General features: G+C 68.4%; 16 protein-coding genes. 7 read left to right on the top strand and 9 right to left on the bottom strand.

Annotated elements, in window-relative coordinates; translation table 11 throughout:
* Positions 1-804 carry a CAF17-like 4Fe-4S cluster assembly/insertion protein YgfZ gene (ygfZ, locus tag CWC60_RS18125; protein WP_109795320.1) on the top strand — a complete coding sequence of 268 codons (804 nt, stop codon included), beginning with the start codon at positions 1-3 and terminating at the stop codon, positions 802-804.
* Here ygfZ and CWC60_RS18120 read toward each other — a convergent pair.
* The 7 genes from CWC60_RS18120 to purM form a co-directional block, all read right to left on the bottom strand.
* Positions 791-1,762 carry an alpha/beta hydrolase gene (locus CWC60_RS18120; protein ID WP_206420012.1) on the bottom strand — a complete coding sequence of 324 codons (972 nt, stop codon included), beginning with the start codon at positions 1,760-1,762 and terminating at the stop codon, positions 791-793. The genes ygfZ and CWC60_RS18120 overlap by 14 nt on opposite strands.
* Before the next feature lie 14 nt (positions 1,763-1,776).
* Positions 1,777-2,397, bottom strand: coding sequence for a glutathione S-transferase family protein (locus CWC60_RS18115; protein WP_109795319.1), 621 nt, complete (start codon positions 2,395-2,397; stop codon positions 1,777-1,779).
* A gap of 20 nt (positions 2,398-2,417) precedes the next feature.
* Positions 2,418-3,578, bottom strand: coding sequence for an MFS transporter (locus tag CWC60_RS18110; RefSeq protein ID WP_109795318.1), 1,161 nt, complete (start codon positions 3,576-3,578; stop codon positions 2,418-2,420).
* Complete coding sequence (locus tag CWC60_RS18105; RefSeq protein ID WP_109795317.1) at positions 3,575-4,228, bottom strand: NUDIX hydrolase; 654 nt, start codon at positions 4,226-4,228, stop codon at positions 3,575-3,577. Before CWC60_RS18105 ends, CWC60_RS18110 begins: the two co-directional genes overlap by 4 nt.
* Positions 4,225-4,947 carry an NUDIX hydrolase gene (locus CWC60_RS18100; protein WP_164516628.1) on the bottom strand — a complete coding sequence of 241 codons (723 nt, stop codon included), beginning with the start codon at positions 4,945-4,947 and terminating at the stop codon, positions 4,225-4,227. The genes CWC60_RS18105 and CWC60_RS18100 overlap by 4 nt, the downstream gene beginning before the upstream one ends.
* A 102-nt stretch (positions 4,948-5,049) precedes the next feature.
* The gene (gene purN / locus CWC60_RS18095) at positions 5,050-5,700 is read right to left on the bottom strand and encodes a phosphoribosylglycinamide formyltransferase (protein WP_109795315.1); all 651 of its coding nucleotides are present in this window, start codon (positions 5,698-5,700) and stop codon (positions 5,050-5,052) included.
* Positions 5,688-6,743 (bottom strand): phosphoribosylformylglycinamidine cyclo-ligase, encoded by a 1,056-nt coding sequence (purM, locus tag CWC60_RS18090; protein ID WP_109795314.1) that lies wholly within the window; start codon positions 6,741-6,743, stop codon positions 5,688-5,690. The genes purN and purM overlap by 13 nt, the downstream gene beginning before the upstream one ends.
* A gap of 90 nt (positions 6,744-6,833) precedes the next feature.
* Between purM and CWC60_RS18085 the strand changes: the two genes are divergently transcribed.
* Genes CWC60_RS18085 through CWC60_RS18065 form a run of 5 tightly spaced genes read left to right on the top strand, consistent with a single transcriptional unit; the run spans position 6,834 to position 10,906 of the window.
* Positions 6,834-7,907, top strand: a complete 1,074-nt coding sequence (locus CWC60_RS18085; protein WP_241147951.1) for a DUF2066 domain-containing protein — start codon at positions 6,834-6,836, stop codon at positions 7,905-7,907.
* The gene (locus tag CWC60_RS18080; protein WP_109795312.1) at positions 7,904-8,986 is read left to right on the top strand and encodes an AI-2E family transporter; all 1,083 of its coding nucleotides are present in this window, start codon (positions 7,904-7,906) and stop codon (positions 8,984-8,986) included. Before CWC60_RS18085 ends, CWC60_RS18080 begins: the two co-directional genes overlap by 4 nt.
* Entirely contained in the window at positions 8,983-9,654 is a 672-nt protein-coding gene (locus tag CWC60_RS18075; RefSeq protein WP_109795311.1) for an HdaA/DnaA family protein, read from the top strand. Before CWC60_RS18080 ends, CWC60_RS18075 begins: the two co-directional genes overlap by 4 nt.
* Positions 9,655-9,656: 2 nt before the next feature.
* Positions 9,657-10,436 (top strand): SDR family oxidoreductase, encoded by a 780-nt coding sequence (locus CWC60_RS18070; RefSeq protein WP_109795310.1) that lies wholly within the window; start codon positions 9,657-9,659, stop codon positions 10,434-10,436.
* Positions 10,437-10,468: 32 nt separating this feature from the next.
* Complete coding sequence (locus tag CWC60_RS18065) at positions 10,469-10,906, top strand: DUF2147 domain-containing protein (RefSeq protein ID WP_164516626.1); 438 nt, start codon at positions 10,469-10,471, stop codon at positions 10,904-10,906.
* Between the two features lie 15 nt (positions 10,907-10,921).
* Here CWC60_RS18065 and CWC60_RS18060 read toward each other — a convergent pair whose 3' ends face one another.
* Positions 10,922-12,277, bottom strand: coding sequence for an HlyD family type I secretion periplasmic adaptor subunit (locus tag CWC60_RS18060; RefSeq protein WP_164516625.1), 1,356 nt, complete (start codon positions 12,275-12,277; stop codon positions 10,922-10,924).
* A complete protein-coding gene (locus CWC60_RS18055; protein WP_164516624.1) occupies positions 12,274-13,986 on the bottom strand; it encodes a type I secretion system permease/ATPase in 1,713 nt (570 codons plus the stop codon). The genes CWC60_RS18060 and CWC60_RS18055 overlap by 4 nt, the downstream gene beginning before the upstream one ends.
* Positions 13,987-14,179: 193 nt before the next feature.
* Between CWC60_RS18055 and CWC60_RS18050 the strand changes: the two genes are divergently transcribed.
* Positions 14,180-15,577 carry an L-serine ammonia-lyase gene (locus CWC60_RS18050; RefSeq protein ID WP_109795306.1) on the top strand — a complete coding sequence of 466 codons (1,398 nt, stop codon included), beginning with the start codon at positions 14,180-14,182 and terminating at the stop codon, positions 15,575-15,577.
* Positions 15,578-15,623: the final 46 nt, after the last annotated feature.

Raw genomic sequence — 15,623 nt, 5'->3', positions numbered from 1 at the left:
ATGACCGCGACCGAACCGACACATGTGAAGCTGCCGAACCGGGGCGTCCTCAGCGTCGCCGGAGCGGAGGCCGAAAGCTTCCTGCAGAACCTCGTCTCCAACAATGTTGCGCCGGCATCGCCGGAGACCGGAGTCTACGCCACGCTGCTGACGCCGCAGGGCAAGTTCCTGCATGACTTCTTCGTCGTCCGCGATGGCGAAGGCGCGATCCTTCTCGACTGCGAGGCCGACCGGCTGGAGGACCTGAAGCGGCGGCTGACGCTCTACAAGCTGCGTGCGAAGGTCGAACTCGCGGACGTCAGCGCCGGCTGGACGGTGATTGCCCTGCTTGCGGGCAGCGCCGGGGCGCCGATCGAATTCCAGGATCCCCGCCATGCAGACATGGGCCGCCGCGCGTTGCTGCCCGCCGGCGCGGATATCCCCGGCGAGGAGCGGCCCTTCGCCGACTACGAGCGCCGGCGGCTGGAATGCGGCGTGCCCGACGGTAGCCGCGACATGGAGGTCGAACGCTCCTTCCTGCTGGAGAACCGCATCGACGAGTTCCACGGCATCGACTTCAAGAAGGGCTGCTATGTCGGCCAGGAGCTGACGGCGCGCACCAAATACCGCGGCAATGTCCGCAAGCGCCTGACGCCGGTGACGGTGGACGGTGAACTGCCCGACCCCGGAACCCCGGTCACGATCGACGGCAAGGAAGTCGGCGCTGTGCGTTCGGGCCTCGGCGACCGGGCGCTGGCCATGCTGCGGATCGAGCGGCCCGACGGCGAACTCCGGGCCGGCGAGACGCGGCTTACGCCTCTCTGAACACCCGCCTCAGCGCCGCCGCATAGTCGTCGAGGGCCGCCTGGGCCATGGCGACCGGCTTGATCATCCGCATGAATCCGTGAACCACGGTCGGGTATTCGATGAGTTCGACAGTCACCCCGGCTTCGCGCAGGCGATCGGCGTAGGCCACGCCCTCGTCGCGCAGCGGATCATAGCCGGCGACCTGCACCAGCGCCGGCGGCAGGCCGGAGAGATCGTCGGCCAGCAGCGGCGAGGCGTCGGGGTTCCTTCGCGCCCCGGCGTCGGGCACGTACATCGAACTCACCAGGTCGATCGCCGCCTTTGTCAGGAAATAGCCCGTCGCATTCTCCACCAGCGATCCGCCCTCGGCGGTGAAGTCGGTGGCCGGATAGATCAGCGCCTGGAAAACTGGCTGCGCCCCGCCGGCATCGCGCAGGCGGCGTGCGATCACCGCCGCCAGATTGCCACCGGCGCTGTCGCCGCCGACGGCGAGGCGGGCCGGATCGACGTCGAGGCGCCGCGCGTTCTCCGCGATGTAGCGCCAGGCATGTTCACAGTCCTCGACCGCCGCCGGGAATCGATGCTCCGGCGCCAGACGGTAGTCGACGGCGATCACGACAGCATCGCTGCGCGCGGCCACGATGCGGCAGAGCGCGTCATGCGATTCCAGATCGCCCATGACCCAGCCGCCGCCGTGGAAGAAGACCAGGGCAGGCGCCACGGCGGGCGCGAAGCGCGGACGATAGATGCGGATGGGCACGTCCGGCTGTCCTGCCCCGTCGCCGGGGGCCGTCGAGTTCTCGACCGAGGCGAGATCGGGCGTCGGCGGATTGAAGGCCGGATTGGCCGCATTGTAGCCGGCGCGCATCTGGTGATGGTCCGGCTTGTCGATGCCGCCGCCCCCGGCGGCCAGGCCGTCCAGCAGCGCCTGGCAGTCGGCGTCCAGCGGCGGTCGGCTGTTGCGCGGGCTGTCCATGTCGTCGTCTCCCCTCAGCTCAGCGGTATCATGACATGCTCGGCATAGGCCGGGCGCTGCTGCAGCCGCTCGTAATAGGCGGCGACATGGCCCAGGTCCGGCCGCTCCATCGGCAGGTGCAGCCAGCGGTGAACCAGCGCGCCGACGGGGATGTCGCCCATGCTCATCCTACCGCCGGCGACCCATTCATTGCGGCCGAGATGGTCGTCCAGAACACCCATGTGACCGTTGAGCCGCCGCGCCGCGTCACCGATGGCGATCCAGTCCCGCTCGGCTTCCGGCGTGCGGATCAGCCCCAGGAACACCGTCACCAGGTCGGCGATCAGGCTCGAGTTCTGCCAGTCCATCCAGCGGTCGGCCAGGCTGCGCGCCGCCGGGTCGTCGGCCCAGAGCTCGCCCGCCGAGTGCCTGGCACAGAGATAGCGCACGATGGCGTTGCTTTCCCACACCACGACGCCGTCGTCGTCGATCACCGGCACCCGGCCATTGGGATTCATCGTCAGATAGGCCGGATCATCCAGCCCGCCAAAGCTGCCGCCGGCATCCTTGTGTTCGTGGGCAAGGCCCAGTTCGGCGACCGTCCACATGACCTTCTGGACATTGATCGAGTTCCGCCGGCCCCAGATTCTCAGCAAGGTTTCCTCCCCTGACGCTCTCAACCGCGCTTCAGACGCTGTCTCACGATCGTGAATACCGTGAAGGTCCCGCAGATGGCGACCATGGCCCAGACGAAACCTTCCGGATCATGGTAGTCCATGCTGGCGCCGAGGACCATCGGCCCGGCCAGCGCGCCGAAGCCATAGAGCGTGCCGAATGCGGCGTTGGCGGTCACCAGATCGGCGCCCGAGAATCGCTCGCCCTGGATCGCCATGGCCACGGTGTAGATCGACGCCGCCGCGCCGCCCCACAGGAACAGGTCGAGCAGCCGCGCCGGCCGGCTGTCCATCAGGCCGGGCAGCAGCACGATCAGGAACGTGGCCGCCGCGGCCAGGATCACCAGCAGCTTGATCCGGTCCATGCGGTCGGCCAGCCAGCCGACGGGAAAGGCGAACACCATGCCACCGAAGACCACCGCCGAAATCAGGGTCACGGCCTCGGCGTCGGGGAGGCCGGACCGGCGGCCGAACACCGCCATCAACGCCGTCGAGCCGTTCTCGATCATGGCGTAGAGCAGCATGGCGCCGGCCAGGGTGGGCGCGATCCAGAGATAGCGCCAGACGCTGAAACTCGGCCGGCCCTCGAAGACCGGCGCGACGACGGGCACGAAGGCCATCGGCAGCGCCGCCGCCGCCATGATCGCCGCCCCGGCGACAAAGGGAGTCCAGCCGTCCACGCCGACGACCCATATCAGCAGCGGCCCGCTGGCGAAGGCGGCGGAGAGCACGGTGTTGTAGAGCGCCATGACCCGGCCGCGATTGTGGTTCTCCGTGACCTGGTTGATCCAGCTTTCCGAGGTCACGAACAGCGCCGCGACGGCGACGCCCATGACGAAGCGGATGGGCAGCCAGATGTAGTAGTTCTGGAACGCCTTCAGCGCCACCAACAGGACGACGTCCGTCAGCACCGCCGCCAGAATCACCTTCTTCGCGCCGAGCCGGTTGACCCAGAGCGGAATGAACTGCGCGGTGATCAGGATCGCCAATGGCGCCATGGCGGAATTGACCCCGATGGCGGTGCGGCTCCAGCCCTCGCCCTCCAGGATCAGGCCGATCAGCGGAAAGGTGAGGCCCAGCGCCATGGCGGCGACGGCGATGGAACTGATGGCGACGGTGACGCCGACGACGCGTTCGCGCCGCGCCAGCGCCGCCTGGATCATTCCGGATCCAGGTGCTGGTAACGGATGATCGGGGCGTTGTTCTGATAGGAAAAGATGGGAATCGCCTCGATCGAGGTGCCCCGCAGCCGGCGCAGGAGTTCCTCCAGCACGAACTCGGTGACGTCGGCGATGGGCATCGTCAGCGCCTCCCGCACCGGACGGAAGGCGAGATCCAGCAGCTCCCCGGAGCCGCCGAGTGGCGTTCCGGGGCCGCCATGCGCATGTGCCGCGTCGGCCACGAAGAAGCGCGCGTGGAACCGTATCGGCGAGGGCGGCGGCGTAATGGCGCGCGCCATGTAGTCCAGCGGCGAGAGGTCCGGCTTCAGACGGTCTCCCTCCAGTTCGCCGAAGATGAAGCCCGTCTCCTCCCAGGTTTCGCGGACGGCGGCGACGGCAAGCCCGCGGGCCACGTCCTCTCCGACCTGCCTCGTCAGGCGGCTCTTCGGCTTCGGCGGCAGGTCGCGCAGCACCTCCGCCATGCGGTCCTCCCGGTCAAGACGACCGCCGGGGAAGACATACATGTGCGGCATGAAGCGGTGCCGGCTGGCGCGCCGTCCCATCAGCACCTCGGCATCCTCGCCCTCGCCCCGCAGGATGACCAGGGAGGCGGCGTCGCGCGGCCGGACGGGCCGCATGCCCTGCCCGCTCATTCCTCCAGATCCAGATGCTTGCCGTGCAGATAGCGGAACAGCGGCACCTTGTGCTCCCCGGACCTGGGCGGGGGATTTTCCAGATTGTCCTCGATGGTGCGCAGGACGACGCCGGTAATCCGCGGGATCGGCAGCGTCAACGCCTTCTCGATCGTCACCCAGTGTATGTCCAGCAGTTCGCCCGAGGATTCGATCACCTCGTTGGCCAGGCGGTCCGCATCGGCCATGAAGAAGCGCGCGTTGAAGCGGCGCGGGCGATAGGGCGGCGTGATCGCGCGATAGACATATTCCAGGGCTTCGAAGTCCGGCGCGTGCCCCGTGGCGAAGAAATCGCGCCAGTTGCGCGGCACGGACTTTTCCGGTTCCGGGTCCGGCTTGCCCAGGATCAGGCCCGTCTCCTCGAAGGTCTCCCGGATCGCCGCCGCCGCCAGGGCGCGGACGCGCGCCGCCGTCGCGGCCTTTCCCAGATGGGCGGCGACGTGGGGCTGCAGATCGTTGGCGCCGCGCACCCGCCAGTCGGTGCGCTCGACACCCCCGCCGGGAAAGACCCAGTTGTTGGGCATGAAGCTGTGCTTGCCATGCCGTTCACCCATCACGACTTCGATCTTCCTGCCCGCCTTGCGGTAGAGCACGAGCGTGGCGGCGTCGCGCGGGCGCAGCGCCTTCGTGCCCGGCTTTCTGAGATTCTTGTCGTTGTGGTCTTTCGGCGGTTCGGCCATGGTCTGATGCTCTCTCCCCTGCAAGCAGCGGGGCGAAAATGACCGCTGCAGGCGGTGTTGTCCAGTTGGCATGGCCGCATTGCGGCCCTGCGGGGGAACGCTTCAGTCGCCCGGATTGAGCAGGGGCCCGTCGCCGGCGTCGAGGGCAGGCAGGTTGACGATGTCGCCGACGACCCGCGCCTTGCCCTCGGCGATCAGCCGCACAGCCAGGGGATAGATCCGGTGCTCGACCTCCAGCACGCGGCCGGCCAGCGTCTCGGGCGTGTCATCGGCCAGCACCGGCACGGCGCCCTGGACGATGATCGGCCCTTCGTCCATCTCGGGCCGGATGAAGTGCACCGTGCAGCCCGTGATGCGGACGCCGGCCTCCAGCACGCGTTCGTGCACATGCAGGCCCTTGAAGGCGGGCAGCAGCGAGGGATGGATGTTGATGATCCGGTCGCGCCAGCGGTCGACGAAGGCCTTCGACAGGATGCGCAGGAAACCGGCGAGACAGACCAGGCCGACGTCGTGGGTCTCCAGCGCGGAAGCCACTGCCTCGTCGAACTTCGCCCGCGACTCGAACTCCCGGTGATCGATGACGAGGGTATGAATGCCGGCCTTGCGGGCCCGCTCCAGCCCGGCCGCGCCCCCGACATTGGAAACCACCAGCGCGATCTCCGCCGGAAAGGCGTCTGCCGCGCAGGCGTCGATCAGGGCCTGCAGATTGGTGCCGCGCCCCGAGATCAGAACGCCCAGTTTCAGACTTGCCACGCCTCGATCCCCGCGATCTCGACGCCGGGCGTGGCGGTGACCTCGCCCATGCGCCAGACCCGCTCCTTCTTGTATTTCAGGAATGCGATCACCTTCTCGGCCTCGGCCTCGGGCACGATGGCGACCATGCCGACGCCGCAATTGAAGGTGCGCGCCATCTCGGCGGGCGCGACGCCGCCGGCCCGGGCCAGCCAGCGGAACACCGCCGGCAGCTCCCAGCTCGCCGCATCCAGCGCAACGCCCGTTCCTTCCGGCAGGACGCGCGGGATGTTATCGGTCAGCCCGCCCCCCGTAATGTGCGCCAGCGCCCGAACCTGGTCCAGCTTCAGCGCCGAGAGCAAAGGCTTCACGTAGATCCGGGTGGGGGTCAGCAGCGCCTCGCCCAGACTTGATGTATCGTCGAAGGGCGCCGGAGCCGTGAGGTCCGCGCCGCTGTGTTCGACGATGCGGCGGATCAGGGAATAGCCGTTGGAATGCGGACCGCTCGACGCGATCCCCAGCACCGCGTCGCCCGGGCGGATGGCGTCGATCCGCGGCAGAACCCGGTCGCGCTCCACCGCGCCGACGCAGAATCCGGCCAGATCGTATTCGCCCGGACGGTAAAGGCCGGGCATTTCCGCCGTCTCTCCGCCGATCAGGGCGCAGCCGGCCAGCCGGCAACCCTCGGCAATGCCGCGGACCACGTCCGCCGCCTGCTCGACCGACAGCTTGCCGGTGGCGAAATAGTCCAGGAAGAACAGGGGCTCGGCGCCCTGCACCACCAGGTCGTTGACGCACATGGCCACCAGATCCTGGCCCACCGTGTCATGTCGGCCGACCTGCCCGGCCAGGGTCAGCTTGGTGCCGACGCCGTCGGTCGCCGCCACCAGAAGCGGATCGACATAACCCGCAGCCTTCGGGTCGAACAGCCCCCCGAAACCGCCCAGGGAACCGACGACGCCCGAACGGGCCGTCGAATCCGCGTCGTTCCTGATGCGGTCCACCAGGTCCGCGCCGGCATCGACATCGACGCCGGCGTCGCGATATGTGAGGCCGTTGGTGATGACGTCCGTCCGCCCGCGGTTTAAGGTGCGCGGCGACTATTCCGTCAATGGAGCTGGATTGCAATGCCTGCCGGCGTCACCCGATTGGCTGTGCTGATATGCCTGATCCTTTCGGCCGCGGCGCCCGCCGCGGCGGCCGATCTGTTCACGGTCAGAGGCATTGCCGTCGAAGCCCGGGCCGAGAGCACCGAGGCGGCCAAGCAGCAGGCGCTGGTCGACGCCCGCCGGCAGGCGCTGGAGGCGCTGACCGCCAAACTGGCGCGGCGCGGCGACCAGGCGGCCGTGCAGTATCCGGACGACGACGCCATCGACGCCATGATCGCCTCGACCCAGGTTGCGGACGAACAGACCGCGCCCGACGGCTATCGCGGCGTTTTCAGTTTCGAGTTCGAACCGGAGGCGGTTCGCGGCCTGCTGCGGCTGCAGCAGATCCCCTTCACCGAGGCGCGTTCCGGCCCGATGCTGGTGCTGCCGGTGCTGCGGACGGCCGGCGAACCGGCGCTCTGGGCAGACCCCAACCCCTGGCTGGAAGCCTGGGAACGATACGACAGCAGCACCCGGCTGACCCCGATCCGCACGCCCTTCGGCGACGTGGAGGATGTCCTGTCCCTTTCGGCCGAACAGGCGCTGGCGGGCGACGAGGCCGCCATCGAGGCGCTGGCCGACCGCTATGGCGTGGAGACCGTGCTGGTGTTCGACGCGGCGCTGACCATAGATCAGGAAGCCGGCCGCACGGACATGGACGTCTCCATGATGAGTTACGGTCCCGACCCCTATCCGCTGGTCACCCGCGGCTTCAGAGCCGATACGGCCGAGGACGTGCCGCTGTTCCTCGAACAGGCGGTGATCGAGATGGTCGGTGAAATCGAGGATCTCTGGAAGGACGCCGCGATCGCCGGCGCCGGCCGTGAGCAGCAGGCGCTGAGCGCCCTGGTGCCGCTCGGCTCGCTGGCCGACTGGGTCGACATCTCGGCCCGGATCGAGGCGATCCATCTCGTCCGCCGCCTGCAGCTCGAAGCGCTGAACGCGCGCGGGGCACTGGTCGCCATCTACCATACCGGCGATGCCGAGCGGCTCGGGCGCGCCGCGCAACGGCAGGGCCTCGGCCTGGAGGAACGGCCGGAAGGCTTCTGGATCATCACCCCCCGGGGCGACGTCAGGTGACCGCAGGCCGCAAGACGGCCTGGTGGGCCGCCATTCTGATCGGCTTCGTCCTCTCGGTCTATCTGCTGCGGGACATGCTGCTGCCCTTCGTCGTGGGCATGGGCGTCGCCTATCTGTTCGACCCGCTGGCCGACCGGCTGGAGCGGATCGGGCTGAACCGGACCATGGCGACCACGGTCATCACGTGCTTCGCCTTCGTGCTGTTCCTCGTGATCCTCGTCGTGCTGGTCCCCATGATCGTTGAGCAGTCGGCGGCGCTGCTGAACCAGTTGCCGGAATACGCCAACCGGGCGGCGGAGATGATGCGCACCCTGGTCTACGACATTCAGCAGGCGGCCGAACTGCGCGGCGTGGAGGTATCGGAAGCGGAAAAGGAAGATGCGATCCGGCGCTACGCGCAGCAGGCCATCGACTTCTTCGGTCAACTGGCCGGAAACCTGGTCCGCGGCGGCGTAGCGGTGCTCAACTTCTTCTCGCTTCTGATCATCACGCCGGTCGTTGCCTTCTACCTGCTGCTGGACTGGGACCGGATGGTCGCCGCGATCGGCCGGTGGCTGCCCCGGGAGCATGCCGACGAGATCAAGACCGTCACGCGCGAGATCGACCGCACCCTGGCCGGGTTCATACGAGGCCAGGGCCTGGTCTGTATCACGCTGGTCGTCTACTACGCCGCGCTGCTCGAGATGGCGGGCCTCAATTTCGGCTTCCTGATCGGCCTGTTCTCGGGGCTGCTGTCCTTCATTCCCTTCGTCGGCGCGATCTTCGGCGCGGTCTCCTCGATCGGACTGGCGATCATGCAGTTCGGCGTCGACAGCATCTGGCCCATCGTCCCGGTCGCGGCGATCTATGTCGTCGGCCAGCTGCTGGAAGCCTATGTTCTGACGCCGAAACTGGTGGGCGACAAGGTCGGTCTGCATCCGGTCTGGGTGATGTTCGGCGTGCTGGCCGGCGGCGTGCTTTTCGGCTTCGTCGGCATGCTGCTGGCCCTGCCGGTCAGCGCCGTGATCGGCGTGCTGGCGCGTCACGGCCTGCAGCGCTACATGGCCAGCCGGCTCTACGACCCCGAGAACCCGGTATGACGGCGGCCCGGCAACTCGGACTGGATTTCGGCGGCCGTCCGATCTTTGCCCGCGACCACTATCTGCGCGCGGCCTGCAACGCCGCGGCGCACGACTGGGTGCTGCGCTGGCCGGACTGGCCGGCCCCGGCCCTCGCCCTCTATGGCCCCGCGCGCAGCGGCAAGTCTCACCTGGCCCACATCTGGGCCGAGATCGCCGGCGCCCGGATCGTCGACGCCGACGATCTGACGCTTGAGAGCGTGGCCGAGTACGCCGGCGCGCCGGTGGCGCTGGAGCGCGCGGAACGCGTGGCCCAGCCCAGGGCGCTGCTGCACCTTTACAACCTGCAGCGGGAGGCGCGGACGCACCTGCTGCTGCTGTCGCGGACCGCGCCGGCGCGCTGGCCCCACGACCTGCCCGACCTCACCTCCCGGCTTCAGGCCGCACCCGCCGTGGCGATCGATCAACCGGACGACGCGCTGTTCGGTCCGCTGCTGGTCAAGCTGGCCGCCGACCGCCAGCTTTCCATGCCTCCGGAGGTGGTGCACTATCTGACGCAAAGGCTGGAACGCACCTTCGAAGCGGCCGAGACCGTGGTTTCGGCCATCGACCGCGCCGCGCTTGGCGACAAGCGCGCGGTGACGGTGCCGCTGGCCGGCCAGGTAACAAGGGAACTCAGGGGGGAATAGCCATGGATCTCGGCATCAGGGGCCGCAGCGCCATCGTCTGCGCGGCCAGCAAGGGACTGGGCAAGGGCTGCGCCACGGCCCTGGCGGAAGAAGGCGTCAACGTCGTCATCACCGCCCGCAGCGAGGACGTGCTGGAAGCGACGGCAAAGGAGATCCGCGACCGCACGGGCGTCAATGTCACGCCCGTCGCCGGCGACATCACCACCGAGGCCGGCCGCCGGGCCGCACTGGCCGCTTGCCCCGATCCGGATATCCTGGTCAACAATGCCGGCGGACCGCCGCCGGGCAATTTCCGCGACTGGACGCGCGATGACTGGATCAAGGCGCTCGACGCCAACATGATCACCGCCATCGAACTCATCAAGGCGACCGTGGACGGCATGATGGACCGCGGCTTCGGGCGGATCGTCAACATCACTTCCCAGTCCGTGAAACAGCCGATCGACATCCTCGGCCTCTCCAACGGCGCGCGGGCGGGACTGCACGGCTTCGTCGCAGGCGTCAGCCGCACCACCGTCCATCGCAACGTCACCATCAACAATCTGCTGCCCGGCCCCTTCGACACCGACCGGCTGAACTCCGGCTTCGCCTTCCGCGCACAGAAGGACGGCCGGCCGGCGGCCGAACACAAGGCCGAAGCCGCCGCTTCCAACCCCTCCGGCCGTTTCGGCACGGCGGACGAGTTCGGACGGGTCTGCGCCTTCATGTGTTCCGTCCATACCGGCTACATGACCGGTCAGAACGTCCTGCTTGACGGCGGCGCCTATCCGGGCACGTTCTAGGACGGATCCTCTCGAACGAACGAGGTAACATGATGAAATTGAAGGACTTCCTGCTCGCTTCCGCCGCGGTTGCGGTGTTGGCCGCACCTGCGGCCGCGCAGATCGACCCGGTCATCGGCAAATGGTGGAACGTCAAGAAGACCGCGCATATCGAGATCGCGCCCTGCGGCGACAGTGTCTGCGGCAACATCGTCTGGATGCAGGAGCCGAACAACGCGGACGGCACGCCGAAGCGCGACGTCAACAACGACGACGAAACGCTCCGCGACCGCACGATCCAGGGCCTGCAGATCATTGGCGGCTTCGAGAAGGAAGCGCCCGGCGTCTGGGACGACGGCGAAATCTACAATCCCGAGGACGGCAACACCTACAGCTCCAACATGGCAATCCAGGAGAACGGCAACCTGGCAGTCGAGGGCTGCGTGCTGTTTCTCTGCAGGGAGCAGGTCTGGGAGCCGGTCAAGGAGTAGACGCCGCACGCCCGTTCAGGATTCCCGCATCGCCCGTCGGAGCGAGATACGGATGGGCTCCAGCAGGTATTCGAGCGGGGTCTGCTCGCCGGTGACGATCATGACTTCGGCGGGCATGCCGGGCAGCAGTTCGGCGCCTTCAGGCAGCGGCGACAGGTCCGTCAGTTCCACCTGCGCGACATAGAAGGTTTCGCCGGTGCGCTCGTCCTGCAGCGCATCCGCGGAAACCGTGAGCACCCGTCCGTCGAGTATGGGGTTCTCCGCAATCTTGAAGGCGGCGATACGCACCCGGGCCGGCAATCCGGCGTGCACCACGTCGATGTCGGCCGGGCTCACCCGCGCCTCCACGGTCAGGCTCTCGCTGGCCGGCACGATGTCGAGCAGCGGCTGTCCCGGGGAGACGACACCACCCGTGGTGTTGACCTGCACATTGACCACGATGCCGGAGACGGGCGCGACGATTTCCGTACGGCGGATGACGTCGTCGGCGGCGGCCAGCCTGTCCCGCAGGTCGGCAATCTCTGCCTGAACTTCCTGCATGCGGCCCACGACCTCGTTCAGGAAGCGGGTCCGGATATCCAGGATCGTCAGCTCGGTCTCGCCGATCTGGCGTTCGGCGCGGGCGATGGCGGCGCGGTTGCGCGCCAGTTCGCCGCGCAGGGCCGCCTGCTGGCGCTGCAGGTCCAGCAGGCGCGGACGGCGAGCCAGCCCCTTTTCCACCAGGTCGGCGAGCCCCTGCTCCTCTTCCCGGGTCAGTTCGAGCTGGCGCTCGACCGCCTGGATTTCCTCGCGCAGGCCGGTGATCTCCTCGCCGAACTGGCTGATGCGCTCGCGGTTGATGTTGGTCTGGCTGGTCAGGAAATTGCGGCGCTCGCCGAAGACGGTGCGCTCCCCCTCGATCAGCGCCTCGCGTTCCTGGCGGTCCGTCACCAGCTGGGTCAATGCTTCCGGGAACGCGATGCTCTCGGCCCGGTCGCGCTCAGCTTCCAGCCGCGCCCTCGCGGCCATGGCGGAGGCGAGGCGGCCACGCAGCTGTTCCACCTCGGAGCGCGCCCGGATGTCGTCGAGGACGACGACCACCTTGCCCTGCTCGACCAGGTCGCCTTCCTTGACCCGAATCTCGCGCACGATACCGCCTTCCAGGTGCTGCAGCGTCTTGCGCCGCCCCTCCACGATCACGGTGCCCGGCGCGATGGCGGCACTCTGCAGCGGTACGAAGACGGCCCAGCCCCCGATGCCGAGAAAGAACGCGGCCACGACAAGGCACCCGAACAGAGTGAGCCGCCCGATGCCCAGTTTCGGCTGACGGTCCAGCGGGTTCCCGCCGGCCGGCGCCGGCACGGGATCGACACGGCCCAGCGCCTGGCTCACTGGCCGGGCTCCACGGGATGCACCTGGCGGATCGCCGCGCGCTTCGCGTTCGCGCCGAATTTCGCCATCACCTTGTCGCGTTCGTCGAAATCGGTCACCCGGCCGTCCTGCATCACCATGATCCGGTCCACCGCCGCCAGCAGGGCGGGCTTGTGGGAAACCATCACAATGGTGTGGCCGGCCTCCTTCAGCGAGGTGATCGCCTGGACAAGGGCATCCTCGCCTTCCGCGTCCAGGCTGGCATTGGGCTCGTCCAGCACCAGCAGGCGCGGCCTCCCGAAGACCGCGCGGGCCAGAGCAATGCGCTGGCGCTGACCGCCGGAAAGATAGGAGCCCCGTTCGCCGATCGGCGTCTCGTAGGCCTGCGGCAGATGCAGGATCAGATCGTGCACCCCGGCGAGCTGCGCGGCCGCGACGACATCGTCGTCATCGGCTTCGGCGAGACGGGCGATATTCTCCTTCACCGTGCCGTCGAACAGTTCCACATCCTGGGGCAGGTAGCCGACATGGCGCGCCCGGTCGAGCGGATCCCAGACCGCCATGTCCGCGCCGTCGAGGCGGACGCCGCCGCGTTGTGGCAAGCGGGTGCCCACGATCACCCTGGCCAGCGTGGTCTTGCCGGAGCCGGTGGGGCCGATCAGTCCCACCGCCGTACCGGCCGGCACGCGGAACGACACGCCTTTCAGCACCGGCGTGTCGGCCGTCCGGGGCTGGTAGACGACATTGTCGGCGACCAGTTCACCCTTCGGTTCGGGCAGGCGCGTGCCCTGCCCCAGCGCCGGGCGGTGCGCGAGCACTTCCTTCAGCCGGCGCCAGGCCGCCTGGGCGTTGATCAGACCCTGCCAGGCGCTGATGGACTGCTCCACCGGCGCCAGGGCCCGCGACATCATGATCGACGCCGCGATCATCATGCCGGGCGTGATTTCGGCGCCCAGCACCAGCCACGCACCGGTGCCGAGGATCGCCGACTGCAGGAACAGGCGCATGCCCTTGGCCACGGCGCCCAGCATGCCGGAACGGCCGCCGGCGCGGAGCTGCAAGGCCCGCCACTGCTCGGCGCCGTCGTCGATACGCCGCGCCAGCGCCGGCATCATGCCCATGGCGGCGACCACGTCGGCATTGCGCACTGCCGCGTCGGCGGCGTTGAAGGTCTTCGCCGACGCGCCGGAAGCCTGCTGCAGCGCCTTGCGGGTGCTGAGTTCGTTGACCAGCGCCAGCACGAACAGGAAGACCGCGCCGACGCTGGCGACGATGCCCAGCAGTGGATGCATGACGAACAGGATCAAAAGGAACAGCGGCGCCATGGGCGCATCGAACAGCGGGAAGATCGCCGGCGAGGCGAGATAGGAGCGCACGGCCGTGACGTCGCGCAGGCCCTGCGCAGAGGCGCCGCTCTCGCTGAGCGCCTGGGACACGCCGCCAGCCAGGGTGGGGCCGAAAAGCTTGCGGTCCAGCCAGACCCCGACCCGCTGCGCCACCAGCGTCCGCACGCCCTCCAGCAGGGTGAAGACCGCCAGCGCCGCGAAGATGATGATGGTCAGTGCCGTCAGCGTGTCGATATTGCCGGTGTTGATCACCCGGTCGTATATCTGGAGCATGTAGATTGGGCCGGCCAACATCAACAGGCTGGTGCAGATACTGAAGAGCCCGATGACCAGAAAGGCCCTGGTGAAGACCGAGCGCGTCTGTTCCAGAGGAGATGACGTCATGGAAGCCCCTTGGACACGCATTTTCGATCCCCGCCCCCGAAGACCGCGGGGCGCGGCCCGCAGCTCCGGATCGATAGCACAACACGGGGATGTTTAATATGTCGTTTTCCGGTCGGCAGATCGCCGCGCAACGGCCCGCCCGGCCATTGCCGCCGCCGGATAGTGCACGAGCAACGCTTCACCGAGGCCCGTCATGGCGATCAGCGTCTTCGATCTGTTCAAGGTCGGCATCGGCCCGTCGAGTTCCCACACGGTGGGGCCGATCTGGGCCGCGCACCGCTTTCTGCTCGCACTGGACAGCCGCGGGCTGTGCGATCGGGCCGAACGGGTGCGGGTGGAACTCTATGGTTCGCTGGCGCTGACCGGCCTCGGCCACGCGACGGACAAGGCGCTGATGCTGGGGCTGGCGGGCGAGACGCCGGATGCAGTCGATCCCGACCTGGCCGACGCGGCGGTCGCGCGCATCCGCCGGGAGCGCCGCCTGTCACTGGCCGGCCGGCGCGAGATCGCGTTCGATCCGCGCCACGACCTCGACTTCCGCGCCGAGGAGATCCTGCCCGAGCATCCCAACGGCATGATCTTCGTCGCCGAGGACGGGACCGGCGCGGAACTTCACCGTGAGACCCTGTTCTCCATCGGCGGCGGTTTCGTGCAGGATCTGGCCGAGATGCGCGGCGAGACGCCGATCCTGTCGGGCCACAACGCCGCCGTGCCCCACGAATTCGCCAGCGCCGAGGAACTGCTGGCGCGCTGCGACGCCGCCGGCGCCCCCATCTCCCAGGTCATGCTGGAGAACGAGCGCGTCCTCCACCCGGAAGGCGAAATCCGCGCCCGCCTGTTCCGTATCTGGGAAATGATGGAAGGCGCCATCGAGCGCGGCTGCCGAGAGGACGGCATCCTGCCGGGGGGACTGAAGGTGAAGCGCCGCGCCCGCGCCATCCGCGAAAGCCTGGTGGCGCGGCCGGAAGCCAGCATGCGCGATCCGCTGACGGTTATGGACTGGGTCAATCTCTACGCCCTGGCGGTGAACGAGGAGAACGCCGCCGGCGGTCGCGTCGTCACGGCGCCGACCAATGGGGCCGCCGGCGTCATCCCGGCGGTGCTCGCCTATTACGTCCGCTTCGTGCCGGGGGCGACCGACGACGGCGTCGCGCGCTTCATGCTGACGGCGGGGGCCATCGGCGCGCTCTACAAGATGAACGCCTCGATCTCCGCGGCGGAAGTCGGCTGTCAGGGCGAAGTGGGCGTCGCCTGCTCCATGGCGGCAGGCGCGTTGACCGAGGTGCTGGGCGGCACGCCGCGGCAGGCGGAGAACGCCGCGGAAATCGGCATGGAGCACAATCTGGGCCTGACCTGCGACCCCATCGGCGGGCTGGTTCAGGTCCCCTGCATCGAGCGCAACACGATGGGCGCGGTGAAGGCGATCAATGCCGCACGGCTGGCGCTCAAGGGCGACGGCAAGCATTTCGTCAGCCTGGACCAGGTGATCGATACGATGCGGGAGACCGGCCGCGACATGGCGGCGACGTACAAGGAAACCTCGCGCGGCGGGCTGGCGCTGCGCATCCCCGTCGCCGTCACGGAGTGCTAGTTGGACGGGGAGTCTGTTGTATACGGCGTCCTTCGGTTCGCCGGGC

Origin of the sequence: Minwuia thermotolerans, assembly GCF_002924445.1 — a bacterium.
GTDB lineage: Bacteria > Pseudomonadota > Alphaproteobacteria > Minwuiales > Minwuiaceae > Minwuia > Minwuia thermotolerans.
The sequence above is the reverse complement of the archived record's forward strand: the minus strand, read 5'-3'. Positions and strand labels throughout refer to the sequence as shown.